Source organism: Streptomyces sp. Ag109_O5-10 (genome assembly GCF_900105755.1).
Taxonomy (GTDB): domain Bacteria; phylum Actinomycetota; class Actinomycetes; order Streptomycetales; family Streptomycetaceae; genus Streptomyces.
The window spans coordinates 2,098,217-2,112,862 of sequence record NZ_FNTQ01000001.1 but is presented as its reverse complement, the minus strand read 5'-3'; the positions used below and the strand labels follow the sequence as shown (position 1 = coordinate 2,112,862).

Annotated in this window: 12 protein-coding genes; 10 read left to right on the top strand and 2 right to left on the bottom strand. The window is 72.8% G+C overall.

All coding sequences use genetic code 11. The features are described from left to right. Nucleotides 1-343 precede the first annotated feature (343 nt). From BLW82_RS09705 to BLW82_RS09685, 5 genes are all read left to right on the top strand, one after another. A complete protein-coding gene (locus BLW82_RS09705; RefSeq protein ID WP_093498401.1) occupies nucleotides 344-1,246 on the top strand; it encodes an FAD binding domain-containing protein in 903 nt (300 codons plus the stop codon). Beyond that, nucleotides 1,246-1,827 (top strand): (2Fe-2S)-binding protein, encoded by a 582-nt coding sequence (locus BLW82_RS09700; RefSeq protein WP_093498400.1) that lies wholly within the window; start codon nucleotides 1,246-1,248, stop codon nucleotides 1,825-1,827. The genes BLW82_RS09705 and BLW82_RS09700 overlap by 1 nt, the downstream gene beginning before the upstream one ends. A gap of 5 nt (nucleotides 1,828-1,832) precedes the next feature. Continuing rightward, on the top strand, nucleotides 1,833-4,229 hold the full coding sequence (locus BLW82_RS09695) for a xanthine dehydrogenase family protein molybdopterin-binding subunit (RefSeq protein WP_093498399.1): 2,397 nt from the start codon (nucleotides 1,833-1,835) through the stop codon (nucleotides 4,227-4,229). Between the two features lie 169 nt (nucleotides 4,230-4,398). Next, on the top strand, nucleotides 4,399-5,856 hold the full coding sequence (locus BLW82_RS09690) for an NCS2 family permease (RefSeq protein ID WP_093498398.1): 1,458 nt from the start codon (nucleotides 4,399-4,401) through the stop codon (nucleotides 5,854-5,856). A 151-nt stretch (nucleotides 5,857-6,007) separates the two neighbouring features. Continuing rightward, on the top strand, nucleotides 6,008-7,165 hold the full coding sequence (locus BLW82_RS09685; protein ID WP_093498397.1) for an XdhC family protein: 1,158 nt from the start codon (nucleotides 6,008-6,010) through the stop codon (nucleotides 7,163-7,165). A gap of 186 nt (nucleotides 7,166-7,351) precedes the next feature. Here BLW82_RS09685 and BLW82_RS09680 read toward each other — a convergent pair whose 3' ends face one another. Beyond that, nucleotides 7,352-7,792, bottom strand: a complete 441-nt coding sequence (locus tag BLW82_RS09680; RefSeq protein ID WP_093498396.1) for an SRPBCC family protein — start codon at nucleotides 7,790-7,792, stop codon at nucleotides 7,352-7,354. 299 nt (nucleotides 7,793-8,091) lie between these two features. On the opposite strand from BLW82_RS09680, the gene BLW82_RS09675 reads away from it, so the two are divergent. The 3 genes from BLW82_RS09675 to BLW82_RS09665 all read left to right on the top strand — a co-directional run bounded on the left by BLW82_RS09675 (nucleotide 8,092) and on the right by BLW82_RS09665 (nucleotide 10,221). Continuing rightward, nucleotides 8,092-8,733, top strand: a complete 642-nt coding sequence (locus BLW82_RS09675) for a phosphoribosyltransferase (protein WP_093498395.1) — start codon at nucleotides 8,092-8,094, stop codon at nucleotides 8,731-8,733. A gap of 17 nt (nucleotides 8,734-8,750) precedes the next feature. After that, the gene (locus BLW82_RS09670) at nucleotides 8,751-9,170 is read left to right on the top strand and encodes a TIGR03668 family PPOX class F420-dependent oxidoreductase (RefSeq protein WP_093498394.1); all 420 of its coding nucleotides are present in this window, start codon (nucleotides 8,751-8,753) and stop codon (nucleotides 9,168-9,170) included. Nucleotides 9,171-9,231: 61 nt separating this feature from the next. Continuing rightward, the gene (locus tag BLW82_RS09665) at nucleotides 9,232-10,221 is read left to right on the top strand and encodes a serine/threonine-protein kinase (RefSeq protein ID WP_093498393.1); all 990 of its coding nucleotides are present in this window, start codon (nucleotides 9,232-9,234) and stop codon (nucleotides 10,219-10,221) included. A gap of 14 nt (nucleotides 10,222-10,235) precedes the next feature. Here the strand turns inward: BLW82_RS09665 and BLW82_RS09660 are convergent, their stop codons facing one another. Continuing rightward, the gene (locus BLW82_RS09660; RefSeq protein ID WP_093498392.1) at nucleotides 10,236-12,680 is read right to left on the bottom strand and encodes a SpoIIE family protein phosphatase; all 2,445 of its coding nucleotides are present in this window, start codon (nucleotides 12,678-12,680) and stop codon (nucleotides 10,236-10,238) included. Nucleotides 12,681-12,911: 231 nt separating this feature from the next. Here BLW82_RS09660 and BLW82_RS09655 point away from each other — a divergent pair, with 231 nt between their 5' ends. Together BLW82_RS09655 and BLW82_RS09650 are read left to right on the top strand one after the other, a co-directional pair. Then, complete coding sequence (locus BLW82_RS09655; protein WP_093498391.1) at nucleotides 12,912-13,139, top strand: response regulator transcription factor; 228 nt, start codon at nucleotides 12,912-12,914, stop codon at nucleotides 13,137-13,139. A gap of 81 nt (nucleotides 13,140-13,220) precedes the next feature. After that, nucleotides 13,221-14,384, top strand: a complete 1,164-nt coding sequence (locus BLW82_RS09650; RefSeq protein WP_093498390.1) for an NAD(+)/NADH kinase — start codon at nucleotides 13,221-13,223, stop codon at nucleotides 14,382-14,384. Nucleotides 14,385-14,646 lie beyond the last annotated feature (262 nt).

The following is a 14,646-nucleotide window of genomic DNA, read 5'->3' as shown; positions in this document are numbered from 1 at the left end:
ACGATGAATCCTGAAAGGTCACGGGGGGAGGCACCCGGCGGGCGCCTCCGCGGGCCGTCACCGAGGGCTGCCGGGCCGCCACCGGCGGTCGCCAGGGCGTTTCCTGCGTTTCCACAGGAAAACCAAGGGGTTACTGATGACCTCCGTTCATACGAATCTACAAGATGCCCGTGCTGGCCAGCCAACTCCTTCATGGTTTCAGTGACTGACCCCGCTGGAGTAAGGGGCGGTGTACTGGCGGCATTCCGCGTTAACAGGACATGAACGAGCCGGGCCCGCCGCACACGGATTGGCTCAATCCACACGACTCACGAGTCTCACGAGACGGAGAAGAGAGCCGGTCATGGACTTCCTTCGCCCCGCCAGCTGGGAGGAGGCGCTCGCCGCGAAGGCCGAGCACCCCACCGCAGTGCCGATCGCGGGTGGCACCGATGTGATGGTCGAGATCAACTTCGACCACCGCCGGCCCGAGTACCTCCTCGATCTCAACCGCATCGGCGATCTCTACGAATGGGAGGTCGGCGAGGAGAGCGTACGGCTCGGCGCCTCCGTCCCGTACACCAGCATCATGGAGAACCTCCGCGCCGAACTGCCCGGTCTCGCCCTCGCCTCGCACACCGTCGCCTCCCCGCAGATCCGCAACCGCGGCGGCGTCGGCGGCAACCTCGGCACCGCCTCCCCGGCCGGCGACGCCCACCCCGCGCTCCTCGCGGCCGGCGCCGAGGTCGAGGCCGAATCGGTGCGCGGCACCCGGCTCATCCCCATCGACGACTTCTACACCGGCGTCAAGCGCAACGCCCTCGCGCCGGACGAGCTGATCCGCGCGGTGCACGTGAAGAAGGCCGACGGACCACAGCAGTACTCGAAGGTCGGTACGCGCAATGCCATGGTGATCGCCGTGTGCGCGTTCGGGCTCGCCCTGCACCCCGAGACGCGGACCGTGCGGACCGGCATCGGCTCGGCCGCTCCCACGCCGGTCCGGGCGAGGACCGCCGAGGACTTCCTGAACGCGGCGCTCGACGAGGGCGGCTTCTGGGACAACGGAAAGATCATCACCCCGTCGGTCGCCAAGCAGTTCGCGGACCTGTGCGCCGCTGCCTGCAACCCGATCGACGACGTCCGGGGCACCGCGAACTACCGCCGCCACGCGGTCGGCGTGATGGCCCGCCGGACCCTCACCTGGACCTGGGAGTCGTACCGCGGCACCACCGGGCAGAACCCTGAGCAGAAGGGGAGTGTCGCCTGATGCGCGTCAACTTCACCGTCAACGGACGCCCGCAGGAAGCCGACGACGTGTGGGAGGGCGAGTCCCTGCTGTACGTGCTGCGGGAGCGGCTCGGCCTGCCCGGTTCCAAGAACGCCTGTGAGCAGGGGGAGTGCGGGTCGTGCACCGTCCGGCTGGACGGGGTGCCCGTGTGCTCGTGCCTGGTCGCGGCGGGGCAGGCGGAGGGGCGGGAGGTCGTCACCGTGGAGGGGCTGGCGGAGTTCGCGGAGCGGCGGGCCTGCGGAGCGGACAGTGCTATGTCACATGTCACGCGTGACACCTCGCAGAACTGGCAGCCCAAGCCCCCCACCGACTCCCGGACCGGCGAACACACCCCACTCTCCCCCGTCCAGCAGGCCTTCATCGACGCCGGCGCCGTCCAGTGCGGCTTCTGCACCCCGGGCCTCCTCGTCGCCGCCGACGAGATGCTGGAGCGCAACCCCAACCCGAGCGACGCGGACATCCGCGAGGCGCTCTCGGGCAACCTGTGCCGCTGCACCGGCTACGAGAAGATCATGGACGCGGTCCGTCTCGCGGCCGCCCGGCAGGGAGAGGCGGTCTGAACCGGATGCCCACCAACAGCGCCCCCCTCGGCACCCCCACCAAGGTCACCCAGGGCTCCCAGACCAAGGGCGGCATCGGCGAGTCCACGCTCCGCCCGGACGGCACCCTCAAGGTCACCGGAGAGTTCGCGTACTCGTCCGACATGTGGCACGAGGACATGCTCTGGGGCCAGATCCTCCGCTCCACGGTCGCGCACGCCGAGATCGTGTCCATCGACACCGGCGAGGCCCTCGCCCAGCCCGGCGTCTACGCCGTCATGACCTACGACGACCTGCCCACCGAGGTGAAGAACTACGGCCTGGAGATCCAGGACACCCCGGTCCTCGCGCACGGCAAGGTCCGCCACCACGGCGAGCCGGTCGCGATCGTCGCCGCCGACCACCCGGAGACCGCCCGCCGCGCGGCCGCCAAGATCAAGGTCGAGTACCGCGAGCTGCCCGTCATCACCGACGAGGCCTCGGCCACCGCGCCCGACGCGGTCCTGGTCCACGAGGGCCGCGACGACCACCACGTCGGCCACGTCCCGCACCCCAACATCGTGCACCGCCAGCCGATCATCCGCGGCGACGCCGACGAGGCCGCGAAGCGGGCCGACGTCATCGTCAAGGGCGAGTACTACTTCGGCATGCAGGACCAGGCCTTCCTGGGCCCCGAGTCCGGCCTCGCGGTGCCCGAGGAGGACGGCGGCGTCCACCTCTACATCGCCACCCAGTGGCTGCACAGCGACCTGCGCCAGATCGCGCCCGTCCTCGGCCTGCCCGAGGACAAGGTGCGGATGACGCTGTCCGGCGTCGGCGGCGCGTTCGGCGGCCGCGAGGACCTGTCGATGCAGATCCACGCCTGCCTGCTGGCCCTGCGCACCGGCAAGCCCGTCAAGATCGTCTACAACCGCTTCGAGTCGTTCTTCGGCCACGTCCACCGCCACCCGGCCCGGCTCTACTACGAGCACGGGGCAACGCGCGAAGGCAAGCTGACCCACGTCAAGTGCCGGATCGTCCTCGACGGCGGCGCGTACGCCTCCGCCTCCCCGGCCGTGGTCGGCAACGCCTCCTCGCTCGGCATCGGGCCGTACGTCGTCGACGACGTCGAGATCGAGGCCATCGCCCTCTACACCAACAACCCGCCCTGCGGCGCGATGCGCGGCTTCGGCGCGGTCCAGGCGTGCTTCGCTTACGAGGCGCAGATGGACAAGGTGGCGAAGCAACTCGGCATGGATCCTGTGGAGTTCAGGAAGCTGAACGCCATGGAGCAGGGCACGGTCATGCCGACAGGACAGCCGGTGGACTCGCCGGCCCCGGTCGCCGAACTCCTGCGCCGGGTCAAGGCGATGCCCCTGCCGCCCGAGCGCCAGTGGGAGAGCAGCGAGGGCGCGGACGTACGGCAGCTGCCCGGCGGTCTGTCCAACACCACGCACGGCGAGGGCGTCGTACGCGGCATCGGGTACGCGGTCGGCATCAAGAACGTCGGTTTCTCCGAGGGGTTCGACGACTACTCGACCGCGCGGGTGCGCATGGAGGTGGTCGGCGGTGAACCGGTGGCCGTCGTGCACACCGCGATGGCGGAGGTCGGGCAGGGCGGGGTGACCGTCCACGCGCAGATCGCGCGGACCGAGCTGGGCGTGGCGCAGGTGACCATCCACCCGGCCGACACCCAGGTGGGTTCGGCGGGTTCGACCTCGGCCTCCCGGCAGACGTACGTCACCGGCGGTGCCGTGAAGAACTCCTGCGAGCTGGTCCGCGAGCAGGTGCTGGAGCTGGGCCGCCGCAAGTTCGGCACGTACCACCCCGCCTGGGCGACCGCCGAGCTGCTCCTGGAGGGCGGCAAGGTCGTCACCGACGGCGGTGAGGTGCTCGCCGACCTGGCGGACGTCCTCGGCGACGAGGCCGTGGAGATCGAGGCGGAGTGGCGGCACCGGCCGACCGTGCCGTTCGACCTGCACACCGGGCAGGGCCACGGCCACGTCCAGTACAGCTTCGCCGCGCACCGCGCGGTCGTCGAGGTGGACACCGAGCTGGGCCTGGTCAAGGTGATCGAGCTCGCCTGCGCCCAGGACGTCGGGAAGGCGCTCAACCCGCTCTCCGTCGTCGGTCAGATCCAGGGCGGTACGACCCAGGGCCTGGGCATCGCGGTGATGGAGGAGATCATCGTCGACCCGAAGACCGCGAAGGTCAGGAACCCGTCCTTCACGGACTACCTGATCCCGACCATCCTCGACACGCCGACCATCCCGGTCGACGTCCTCGAACTCGCCGACGACCACGCCCCGTACGGGCTCCGTGGCATCGGTGAGGCCCCGACCCTGTCCTCGACCCCGGCGGTCCTCGCGGCGATCCGCGACGCGACCGGCCTGGAGCTCAACCGGACACCGGTCCGCCCGGAACACCTGACTGGCAACGCGTAACACCGCCCGAACGGCAGCCCGGCGCCGGGCGGTTGTCCAACCACCCGGCGCCGAACCCACAAGCGTGCACTTCCGGGCCGTCCCCCGGGTCATGCACTTCCCAAATCCCGCGTGCCGCCGAAGGCATCGGCACGCGCGGGGGCCCCTGTGAACCTTGGGAGAAGGCACCATGACCCAGCAGTCACTCGAACCCAGGACGACGGCCGACGACGCGGGCGAAGGAACCCGCGTCCCGGCCGGACGGTCCTGGCTCGACCGCTACTTCCACATATCCCGGCGCGGATCGAGCGTCGCGCGGGAAGTGCGCGGCGGCGTCACCACCTTCATGGCGATGGCGTACATCCTCCTGCTCAACCCCCTGATCCTGTCCGGCAAGGACGCGGCCGGGGACACCCTCGGCCAGAAGGCGCTGATCACCGCGACGGCGTTCGCGGCGGCCTTCACCACGCTGCTGATGGGCTTCGTCGGCAAGGTGCCGCTCGCGCTCGCCGCCGGCCTCTCCGTCTCGGGCGTGCTCTCCTCGCAGGTCGCCCCGCAGATGACCTGGCCGCAGGCGATGGGCATGTGCGTGATGTACGGCGTGGTCATCATGCTGCTGGTCGTCACCGGCCTGCGCGAGATGATCATGAACGCGATCCCGCTCGCGCTCAAGCACGGCATCACCATGGGCATCGGCCTGTTCATCGCCCTCATCGGCTTCTACAAGTCCGGCTTCGTGCACCAGGGCAAGGCCACCCCGGTCACCCTCGGCCCGGCCGGTGAACTGGCCGGCTGGCCGGTGCTGCTCTTCGCCGGCACCCTGCTGCTGATCTTCATGCTGCAGGCCCGGAACGTCCCCGGCGCGATCCTGATCGGCATCATCAGCGGCACCGTCGTGGCGGCCGCGCTCAACGGCCTCGGGGTCGTCGACCCCAGGCAGTGGGCCAACGGCGCCCCCGAACTGCACGGCTCCGCCGTCTCCATGCCGGACTTCTCGCTCTTCGGGCACGTGGAGTTCGGCGGCTGGGGCAAGGTCGGCGCGATGACGGTGGCGATGATCGTCTTCACCCTGGTGCTCGCCGGGTTCTTCGACGCGATGGCCACCATCATCGGCGTCGGCACCGAGGCGAAGCTGGCCGACGACAAGGGGCGGATGCCGGGCCTGTCCAAGGCGCTGTTCATCGACGGCGCGGGCGGCGCGATCGGCGGGGTCGCGGGCGGCTCCGGGCAGACCGTGTTCATCGAGTCGGCCACCGGCGTGGGCGAGGGTGCCCGTACGGGTCTGGCCTCCGTCGTCACCGGCCTGTTCTTCGCGGCCTGCCTGTTCTTCACCCCGCTCACCGCGATCGTCCCGCAGGAGGTGGCCTCGGCCGCCCTGGTGGTCATCGGCGCGATGATGCTGATGAACGCCCGGCACGTGGACTGGGCCGACCGGGCCACCGCCATTCCGGTGTTCCTGACGGTCGTCCTGATGCCCTTCACCTACACCATCACCACCGGTGTGGCCGCCGGGGTGATCTCCTACACCGCCATCAAGGCGGCTCAGGGCAGGGCGCGGGAGATCGGGGCATTCATGTGGGGCCTGACAGGGATCTTCCTGGTCTATTTCGCCCTCGATCCCATTGAGGGCTGGCTGGGCGTCCACTAGACGCTCCGCTGGTGCGGCCGTGACGGGCCGGCTGTCGTCCGCGGGTTCGTCACGGCTGGTCGCGCGGTTCCTCCCCCAGCCTTCGGCCGGGGGTACCCCCAGCACCCCTTCGGGGGCGCCTGACCCTGACCTCGTCTAAGGAGACCGAGACATGCTGGACATCGCCGAGGAGCTGAGTCGGTGGGTCGCCGACGGGCGGGGCTTCGCCGTGGCCACGGTGGTGGCGGTCGGGGGGAGCGCGCCGCGGCAGCCCGGCGCCGCTCTCGCGGTGGATGCCGAGGGGACCGCCGTCGGCTCCGTCTCCGGCGGCTGTGTGGAGGGTGCCGTGTACGAGCTGTGCCGGCAGGCGCTGGAGGACGGGGAGACCGTTCTGGAGCGTTTCGGGTACAGCGACGAGGACGCCTTCGCCGTCGGACTGACCTGCGGCGGCGTCATCGACATCCTCGTCACCCCGGTCCGGGCGGACGACCCCGCCCGGCCGGTGGTCGCGGCGGCCCTGGCCGCCGCCGCTGGCGGGCGGGCGGCGGCCCTCGCGCGGGTCGTCACCGGGCCCGCGGAGCTGCTGGGGCGCGCCCTCCTGGTGGACGCCGACGGTGCCCACCAGGGCGGTTTCGGCGCCCACCCGGAGCTGGACCGCACGGTCGCCGCCGAGGCCGCCGCCCTCCTGGACGCGGGCCGCACCGGCACCCTGGAGATCGGCGAGCAGGGCTCTCGGTGCGGAGCACCGCTCACGGTGCTGGTCGAGTCGTCCGTCCCGCCGCCCCGGATGATCGTCTTCGGTGCGATCGACTTCGCGTCCGCGCTGGTCCGGGTCGGCAAGTTCCTCGGCTACCGGGTGACGGTGTGCGACGCGCGGCCCGTCTTCGCGACGCGGAACCGTTTCCCGGAGGCCGACGAGATCGTCGTCGAGTGGCCGCACCGGTACCTGGAGCGCACGCACGTCGACGCCCGTACCGTCCTGTGCGTCCTCACCCACGACGCCAAGTTCGACGTCCCGCTGCTGCGGCTCGCCCTCCGCCTCCCGGTGGCCTACGTCGGCGCGATGGGCTCCCGCCGCACCCACCTCGACCGCAACGAGCGCCTGCGCGAGGTCGGCGTCACCGAACTGGAGCTGGCCCGCCTCCGGTCGCCCATCGGCCTGGACCTCGGCGCCCGTACGCCCGAGGAGACCGCACTGTCGATCGGGGCCGAGATCGTCGCGCACCGCCGGGGCGGCAGCGGGGTCTTTCTGACCGGCGCGCACACCCCGATCCACCACGACGCGACGTCGGCGGCGCTCCCGGCGCGCCGGATCGGGTCGGTGGCCTAGTGCCGCAACAGGCAACGTTCGCCCCGTCACGACGCCCGGCACGCACTCTCGCCGCACCGGACGGAAGCCCAAGTACATCCAGTACGAGGACTTCCGGCCGGCACGCCGAGAGCACGCACCGGACGCCGCTCCTTGACGGGCAAACGTTGCCTGCCGCGGCACTAGCCACCGGCTGACGGCACCTTGTCACGGCCGCCTGAGGAGTGAGTTGACCGCCCGGCCGAACACCGCGCGGGAGGCCCGGCGGACCAGTGGGTCGAAGAGCGACGGCAGCCCCCGGATCCGCAGTTCCTCGTGCCAGACCACCCGGGTGCGGCCACCGGGCCCGGGGTGCACCTCCAGTTCGGCCCAGCCGAGCACCACCCGGCCGTGCTTGACCAGGCGGCACCGGCCGGAGCCGCCGTCCTGCGGTGGCTCCCAGACGGTCACCTCCATGGGATCGTCGAACGAGAGGGGCCCGAGCCCGGAACGGGCCACGAAGACCGTGCCCTCGTGGGTCGGGGGATCGGTGAGCACGGTGACCCGGGTCAGCGGAACCACGTCGGCGTGCCGGGACCACTCCGTGAGCCGGCGCCAGGCCTCGTCGATCGGCAGCGGAGCCGTCCGCTGAAGGAGGAAGTTGACCACGGCACGATCGTAGGGAACCGGCCACCCTGCGCGGGTCGCACACGGGATGTTCACCGGCCCGGCAGATTCGTCCACCCCCGGCCGGAGCAGGGCCCGGCCTCTTCGACCCGGCGAGGATGTCCGGCGGGCCGTCGACGATCCCGGCGCCCGGCACGCAGACCGACAGGTTCTCGATGCCGGCCGCGGCCGGGCCGGGCAGGCGGAGCCGGTGGCCGTTCCCCCGGACGGCTCGGCCTTCGGTGCCTCGGGGTGTGACCATGGAGGAAGGAGACTCCGACCCCGCCCGGAGAGGACGAACCGTGCGCTACCGGGACCGCGCCCACGCGGGCCGCGAACTCGCCGCCGTGCTCGGCGAGTTGCGCGACGAGGGCGCCCTGCCCGACCCGATCGTGCTGGCGCTGCCCCGGGGCGGTGCGGCCGTCGCCGCCGAGGTGGCGCGCGAACTGTCGGCCCCGCTCGACGTGCTCGTCGTACGCAAGATCGGAGCCCCTTTCCACGAGGAGTTCGGCGTCGGCGCGATCGCCGGGGACGACCCGCCGCTCCTGGACCTGGCGACCCTGGCCCACCTGGACCTGAGCGAGGACTCCCTTGCCCCCGTCGTCGAGCGGGAGCGACAGGAGCTGCGCCGCCGCGAGCGCCGCTACCGTGCGGGCCGGCCACCGCCCGCACTGCGCGGCCGTACCGTGCTCGTCGTCGACGACGGCCTCGCCACCGGCTGCACCGCCCGGGCCGCGCTCCGTCACGTACGGCGCCGGAGCCCCGCGCGGACCGTGCTGGCCGTCCCGGTCGGCGCCCCCGACTCCCTGGACGCGCTCGCCGCTGAGGCCGACCTCGTCGTCTGCCCGTACCGCCCGGCCGTGTTCAGCGCGGTCGGGCAGTGGTACGACGACTTCGGGCAACTGACGGACGACGACGTGCTCGACGCGCTGCGCCGGGCCTGACCGGGACGGGGCGCGCGGTGCCGGAGCTGGCCGGGGTCGAGGCACGACGCCGCTTCGCCGCGGCCCGGGTGGCCCGGCTCGCCACCGTGGACGGGAACGGCCGCCCCCATCTGGTGCCTGTGGTCTTCGCCCTGCACGGCGCCGACGGGATCGTCACCGCCGTGGACCACAAACCCAAGAGCACCACCCGCCTCAAACGGCTGCGCAACATCGCCGCGCGGCCGTCGGTGTGCCTGCTCGCGGACGCCTACGACGAGAACTGGGACCACCTGTGGTGGGTCCGGGCGGACGGCGAGGCGGTCGTGGTCCCCGCCGACGCGGCGCTCGTCGGGCCGCTGCGCGCCAAGTACCCGCAGTACCGGGAACACCCGCCGGCCGGCGCGGTCGTCCTCGTGACCGTGACGCACTGGACCGGCTGGCAGGCGGCGCCACTTTGACCCGGCCGGTCCGGCCCGCCGGAACGCGGCCTTCTCGCGGGCCCGGGGCCCGCTGGATACGATGTGGGTGATGGCGACGCGCATCGCGGGCTACGAGGTCCTGGGCGAGATCGGGCGCGGCGGCATGGCCGTCGTCTACCGTGCCAGGGACCTGCGTCTGGACCGGACCGTCGCCCTGAAACTGCTGGCCCCCGAGATGGTGCGCAACGACACCTTCCGCCGCCGTTTCACCCACGAGTCACGGGTCGCCGCCGCCATCGACCACCCCCACATCGTGCCGATCTTCGAGGCCGGCGAGACCGACGGCGTGCTGTACATCGCCATGCGCTACGTCTCGGGGCCCGACCTGCGCGCCCTGCTGGACGAGGAGGGCGTACTGCCGGTGGACGCGGCGCTGCGGATCGCCGCGCAGGTCGCCTCCGCACTCGACGCGGCGCACGAGCACGACCTGGTGCACCGGGACGTGAAGCCCGGCAACGTGCTGGTGGCACGGGGCACGGACAGCGACCACCCCGAGCACGTCTACCTCACGGACTTCGGGCTCACCAAGAAGTCGCTGTCGCTGACCGGGTTCACGACGGTCGGGGAGTTCGTCGGCACCCTGGACTACGTGGCACCGGAGCAGATCTCGGGGCGCCCGGTGGACGGACGCTGCGATCTCTACAGTTTCGCCTGCGTGGTCTTCGAGATGCTCGCCGGCGGTCCGCCGTTCGTCCGGGACGAGGACATCGCGCTGCTGTGGGCCCACCAGTACGACGCCCCGCCCGCGCTGAGCGAGGTGCGGGCCGGGCTGCCGCCGGGGCTCGACGACGTGTTCGCCAGGGCGCTGGCCAAGGCCCCCGAGGACCGGTACGGCTCCTGCCTGGAGTTCGTGGCAGCGCTGCGGGGCGCCGCGTACGGCCCCGGACCGGCAGGGCAGCCCCCCGTCCACCGGGACGCCGGCCGCGCCCCGACGGCCGGCCGCGACACCGTCCGCACCCCGACCGTCGTCCGGGACACCGCGGACACCCCGCACCCGCCGGCCTGGGCCCGCCCGGTGTTCCGCCGCTAGTCCGCTCAGTCCGCTCAGTCCTCGGCCAGGTGCTGTTCGGCCCAGACGGTCTTGCCGGTGCCGCCGTGCCGGGTGCCCCAGCGCCGGGTCAGCTGGCCGACCAGGAGAAGTCCGCGTCCCCCCTCGTCGTAGGTGTGGGCCCGCCGCATGTGCGGGGCCGTGTTGCTGGAGTCGAACACCTCGCAGATGAGGGTGCGGTCGTCGTGGATCAGCCGGAGCCGGACGGGCGGGCGGCCGTACCGGAACGCGTTGGTCACCATCTCACTGACGATGAGCTCGGTGATGAACGCCGCCTCTTCCAGATGCCATTCGGCCAGCTGCTCGGTGGCCAGTTTGCGGGCCTCGGCGACCGCGGCGAGGTCGAAGGGGAGCTCCCAGGTGGCGACCCGGTCCGCGTGCAGGGCCCGGGTGCGGGCGACGAGCAGGGCGATGTCGTCGTCGGGGCGGTGGGTCAGCATGGACGTCAGGACGCGGTCGCAGACGGTGTCCACGGTCTCGGCGGGGCGGCCGAGTGCGGCGAACATCGTGTCGAGCGCGTCGTCGATGTCGTGCTCGCGGGGTTCGAGCAGACCGTCGGTGTAGAGGGCGATCAGGCTGCCCTCGGGGAGTTCCGTCTCGTACGACTCGAAGGGCAGGCCGCCGAGGCCGAGCGGGGGCCCGGCCGGGATGTCGAGGAAGCGGACGGTGCCGCCGGTGACCACGGCGGGCGGCGGGTGGCCGGCCCGGGCGGCGCACAGCCGCCGGGTGACGGGGTCGTACACGCTGTACAGGCAGGTCGTGCCGACGCCGCCGGCGGCCTCGGCTGCGTTGTCGGCACCGGCCTCCTCGGCGGAGAGATGGACCACCAGGTCGTCGAGGTGGCTGAGGAGTTCGTCGGGCGGCAGGTCGACGTCGGCCAGGGTACGCACGGCGGTGCGGACCCGGCCCATGGTGGCGGCGGCCCGCATGCCGTGGCCGACGACATCGCCCACGACGAGCGCGACCCGGGTCCCGGACAGCGGGATGACGTCGAACCAGTCGCCGCCCACCCCGGCCTGGCTGACCGAGGGCAGATAGCGGCTGGCGATGTCCAGGGCCGACTGTTCGGGCAGCGTCTGCGGGAGCAGGCTGCGCTGCAGCGTCATCGTGGTGGTGTGCTGGCGCTGGGCGCGGGCGGCGCTCTCGATGCTGGTGGCGGTGCGCGCCGCGAGCTGTTCGGCGAGCCACAGGTCGTCCGCGTCGAACGGCTCGGTCTGCCGGTTCCGTCCGAAGAGGGCCACACCGAACGTGACGTCGCCCGCCCTGAGCGGCACCGCCAGCAGCGAGTGCGTCCCGCTCTCCCGGATCCACCCGGCGGCCTGCGGATCCTCCCGTTCCCAGCGGCTCACGACCTCGTCGCCGCCCGGGTACACCGTGCCCCGCCCCTCGGCCAGGCACCGCCCCGACGGCGACCACGGCGGGCAGTGCAGCACATCGCCGGAGGGCCGCGGGAGCGCGGGCGCGTCGGGCAGCGACCGCACGGCGGCCCGGCGCAGGGCGACACCGTCGGGCGGCGGCGCGCCGGGCCGTTGCGGATGCCCCCGGGCGACCTCCTCCGCGCGCGGGGGAGCGTCCAGCAGGTCCACGGCGCACACGTCGGCGAATTCGGGGACGGCGACCTCGGTCAGCTCCCGTGCGGTGCGCTGCACGTCGGAGCTGGTGCCGATGCGTACCCCGGCGTCGCCGAGCAGCAGCATCCGGCGCCGTACCAGCTGCCGGGGCGCGTCGGCGTGGGCCGTCAGGGCCACCGCCCGCACCCGGCCGCCCGAGTCCGCCAGCGGCGTGAGCCGGGCGTGCCAGGTGCGCTCCGGGGCGGCCGGATCCAGATGGAGCAGGATCTCCTGCGGTCCGGCGCCGTCCAGGACCCGCCGCATGCTCGCCTCGGCCTCGGCGTTGCCCTCGTACGGCACGACGTCCGTCAGCCGCAGCCCCCGTATCATCCCCTCCGCCAGCGACAGCGTGCGCTGCGTCGCGATGCTCGCCCGGGCCAGCCGCAGTTCCTCGTCGAAGACGGCGGCAACGCAGGGCGACTGCTGGAAGGCCCATTCGCCGAGCGCCTGTCCCGCGGCGGTCGCCGCGGGACCGGTCACCGCGGACACCACCTGCCACTCCGCGCCGCCCGCCCGTTCGCCGGGGGGCCTGCGGTGGACCAGGACGTCCTGGTCCAGCCGGTGCCCGTCGCGATGGCGCAGTGCGACGGTCCCGCTCCAGCGCGGTCCGGCCGCCGCCCTCCGCCAGGCGTCCCGGTCCGGTTCGGCGAGGAGCCGGGCGGCCGGCTGCCCCAGGATCTCGGCGGGCGGGTAGCCCAGCAGCTGCCGGGCCCCGTCGCTCCAGCCGGTCACGGCACCCTGCTCGTCGACCGTGACCGAGGCGGTGCGGGCCCGCTGGGGCACGGCGTGCGTCTGCGCCGGGTGACTGGGAGGGGTGGGAGGTCGTTCCATCGACGCTCATCCTTCGCGGAACCTGCACGGCCGGCTCTCTCCCCAGGATGATCCCGGCCGCCACGGAGCACCAATCCGCCGCGGCGGCCACTCGGGGTTTCGCCGCCCGTCCGCGGGAGGTGCCTGTGACGCGCCTGTGACAGTCGGGGGACACCGTCATGACGTCGCCTTGTGAGGGTTTTGTAAACGGACAAATCGCCCCTGTCGGATCGATCGGTCAAGGAATCCCCCATGAGCTTCACCGCACTCACCCAGCACACCGAGACCGCCGCCGCGCTGGCCCCGCGTGAGCGCGAGACGCTGAAGCACATCGCCGCAGGCTGCACCTACCTCCAGGCGGCGCGGCAGATGGGGCTCTCCAGGCACACGGTCGACGCCTACCTCCGCCGGATCCGCGCCAAGCTCGACATCAACACCACCGCCGAGCTCACCCGGCTGGCCATCTCCCTGGGACTGTGATCCCGCTCCGCCCGACAGATCCGCCCGTGCCGTGACAGCGTGGGAGCAGCGGCTGAGCACGGTGGTGTCCTGGAGGCGGAGATGACGGTGAACGGGCTCGGACTGGTGGTGCACGGCGGGCGCGCGGAGGCGGTGGACGCGGCCCGTGTCGTACGGGCGTGGGCCGCGGAGCACGACGTGCGGTGCACGGACATCGACGTGTGGCACGACGGCGGACGGCACCACTCAGGGGAGGAGGTCGCGGCCGCCGGGGATCCCGACCTGATCGTCACCCTCGGCGGGGACGGCACCTTCCTGCGCGGCGCCCGGCTCGCCGCCCGCAACGACGCGCTGGTCCTCGGCGTCGACCTGGGCCGGGTCGGCTTCCTGACCGAGGTGCCGGTCTCCTCGGTGCGGGAGGCGCTGGACGCGATCCGCGAGGACCGCTACGCCGTCGACAGCCGCCTGCTGCTCACGATGCGCGCCTCCCGGCGCCTGGAGGTGCCGGCCGACATGGAGCGGCTGATGCAGTACGGCCGCGGGCCGCTGCTGCCGCCGCCCCAGGTCCGCACCGACTGCGAGCAGGACACCGACTGGGGTGTCCCGCTGCACGTCGCCGCGGTCAACGACATCGTCCTGGAGAAGCTGTCCCGGGACCGCCAGGTCTCCGTCGGCGTCTACGTCTCCGGCCGGCTGCTCGCCTCCTACTCCGCCGACGCGCTGCTGGTGGCGACGCCGACCGGCTCGACCGCCTACAGCTTCGCGGCCGGCGGCCCCGTCGTCTCGCCGTGCGCGGAGGCCCTCGTCTTCACCCCGGTCGCCCCGCACATGACGTTCAACCGCTCGGTCGTCACCGCCCCGAACGAGGCGGTCGGGCTGCGCGTCCTGGAACGCTCGGGACAGGCCGCGGTCAGCGTCGACGGCCAGGTGCGCGGCGTCCTGGAGCCGGGGGACTGGATCGGCGTCTACGCCGCTCCGACCCGGCTGCGGGTGGTCCGGCTCGCCGCGATGGACTTCTACGGCCGGCTGCGCGAGCGCATGAACCTGACCGACGCCCCGGCCGCCGTCGCCGACGGCACCCCCGCCCCCCTGTGGTCGTCGCGCACGCCACCGCCCGGCGACCTCTCCCATCTCTCCCTGCCGCTCATGGCGGCGGACTACGCAGGGGCGAAGGATCCGTGCGCCGACTGGAAGGACGGTGTCGCCCCCGCACTGGAGAAGTCGGCCTTCCCCGGTCCTGCGCGGGAAGGCGACGGCCACCCATGACCACCGGCTCCCCGGCTGCGACGGTTGCGTGCCGGCTGGTGAAGAGCTCGTCCCAGGCGCTCGCCGTAGGTCAGGGTGAGGGCGTCAACCGAGGAGTACACGCCTTGCGGTAGGCGGCCCCCGGGGAGTGCGGGCCGCCCCCGCCGCGGCGGTCCGCGGCGGCCGGCGGGCGGCCGTCACGAGGCGCGTCACCGCGTCCGCGGCCGGTGCGCGCCCACGCGCGCCGCGACCGGGCATCGGCACCCTCTACCGGCACGCTCCT

What these genes read in the sequence shown, in the direction of transcription:
- BLW82_RS09705 (WP_093498401.1), top strand. Translation starts at nt 344, where the DNA reads ATGGACTTCCTTCGCCCCGCCAGCTGGGAGGAGGCGCTCGCCGCGAAG.
- BLW82_RS09700 (WP_093498400.1), top strand. Translation starts at nt 1,246, where the DNA reads ATGCGCGTCAACTTCACCGTCAACGGACGCCCGCAGGAAGCCGACGAC.
- BLW82_RS09695 (WP_093498399.1), top strand. Translation starts at nt 1,833, where the DNA reads ATGCCCACCAACAGCGCCCCCCTCGGCACCCCCACCAAGGTCACCCAG.
- BLW82_RS09690 (WP_093498398.1), top strand. Translation starts at nt 4,399, where the DNA reads ATGACCCAGCAGTCACTCGAACCCAGGACGACGGCCGACGACGCGGGC.
- BLW82_RS09685 (WP_093498397.1), top strand. Translation starts at nt 6,008, where the DNA reads ATGCTGGACATCGCCGAGGAGCTGAGTCGGTGGGTCGCCGACGGGCGG.
- BLW82_RS09665 (WP_093498393.1), top strand. Translation starts at nt 9,232, where the DNA reads ATGTGGGTGATGGCGACGCGCATCGCGGGCTACGAGGTCCTGGGCGAG.
- BLW82_RS09660 (WP_093498392.1), bottom strand. Translation starts at nt 12,680, where the DNA reads ATGGAACGACCTCCCACCCCTCCCAGTCACCCGGCGCAGACGCACGCC.
- BLW82_RS09655 (WP_093498391.1), top strand. Translation starts at nt 12,912, where the DNA reads ATGAGCTTCACCGCACTCACCCAGCACACCGAGACCGCCGCCGCGCTG.
- BLW82_RS09650 (WP_093498390.1), top strand. Translation starts at nt 13,221, where the DNA reads ATGACGGTGAACGGGCTCGGACTGGTGGTGCACGGCGGGCGCGCGGAG.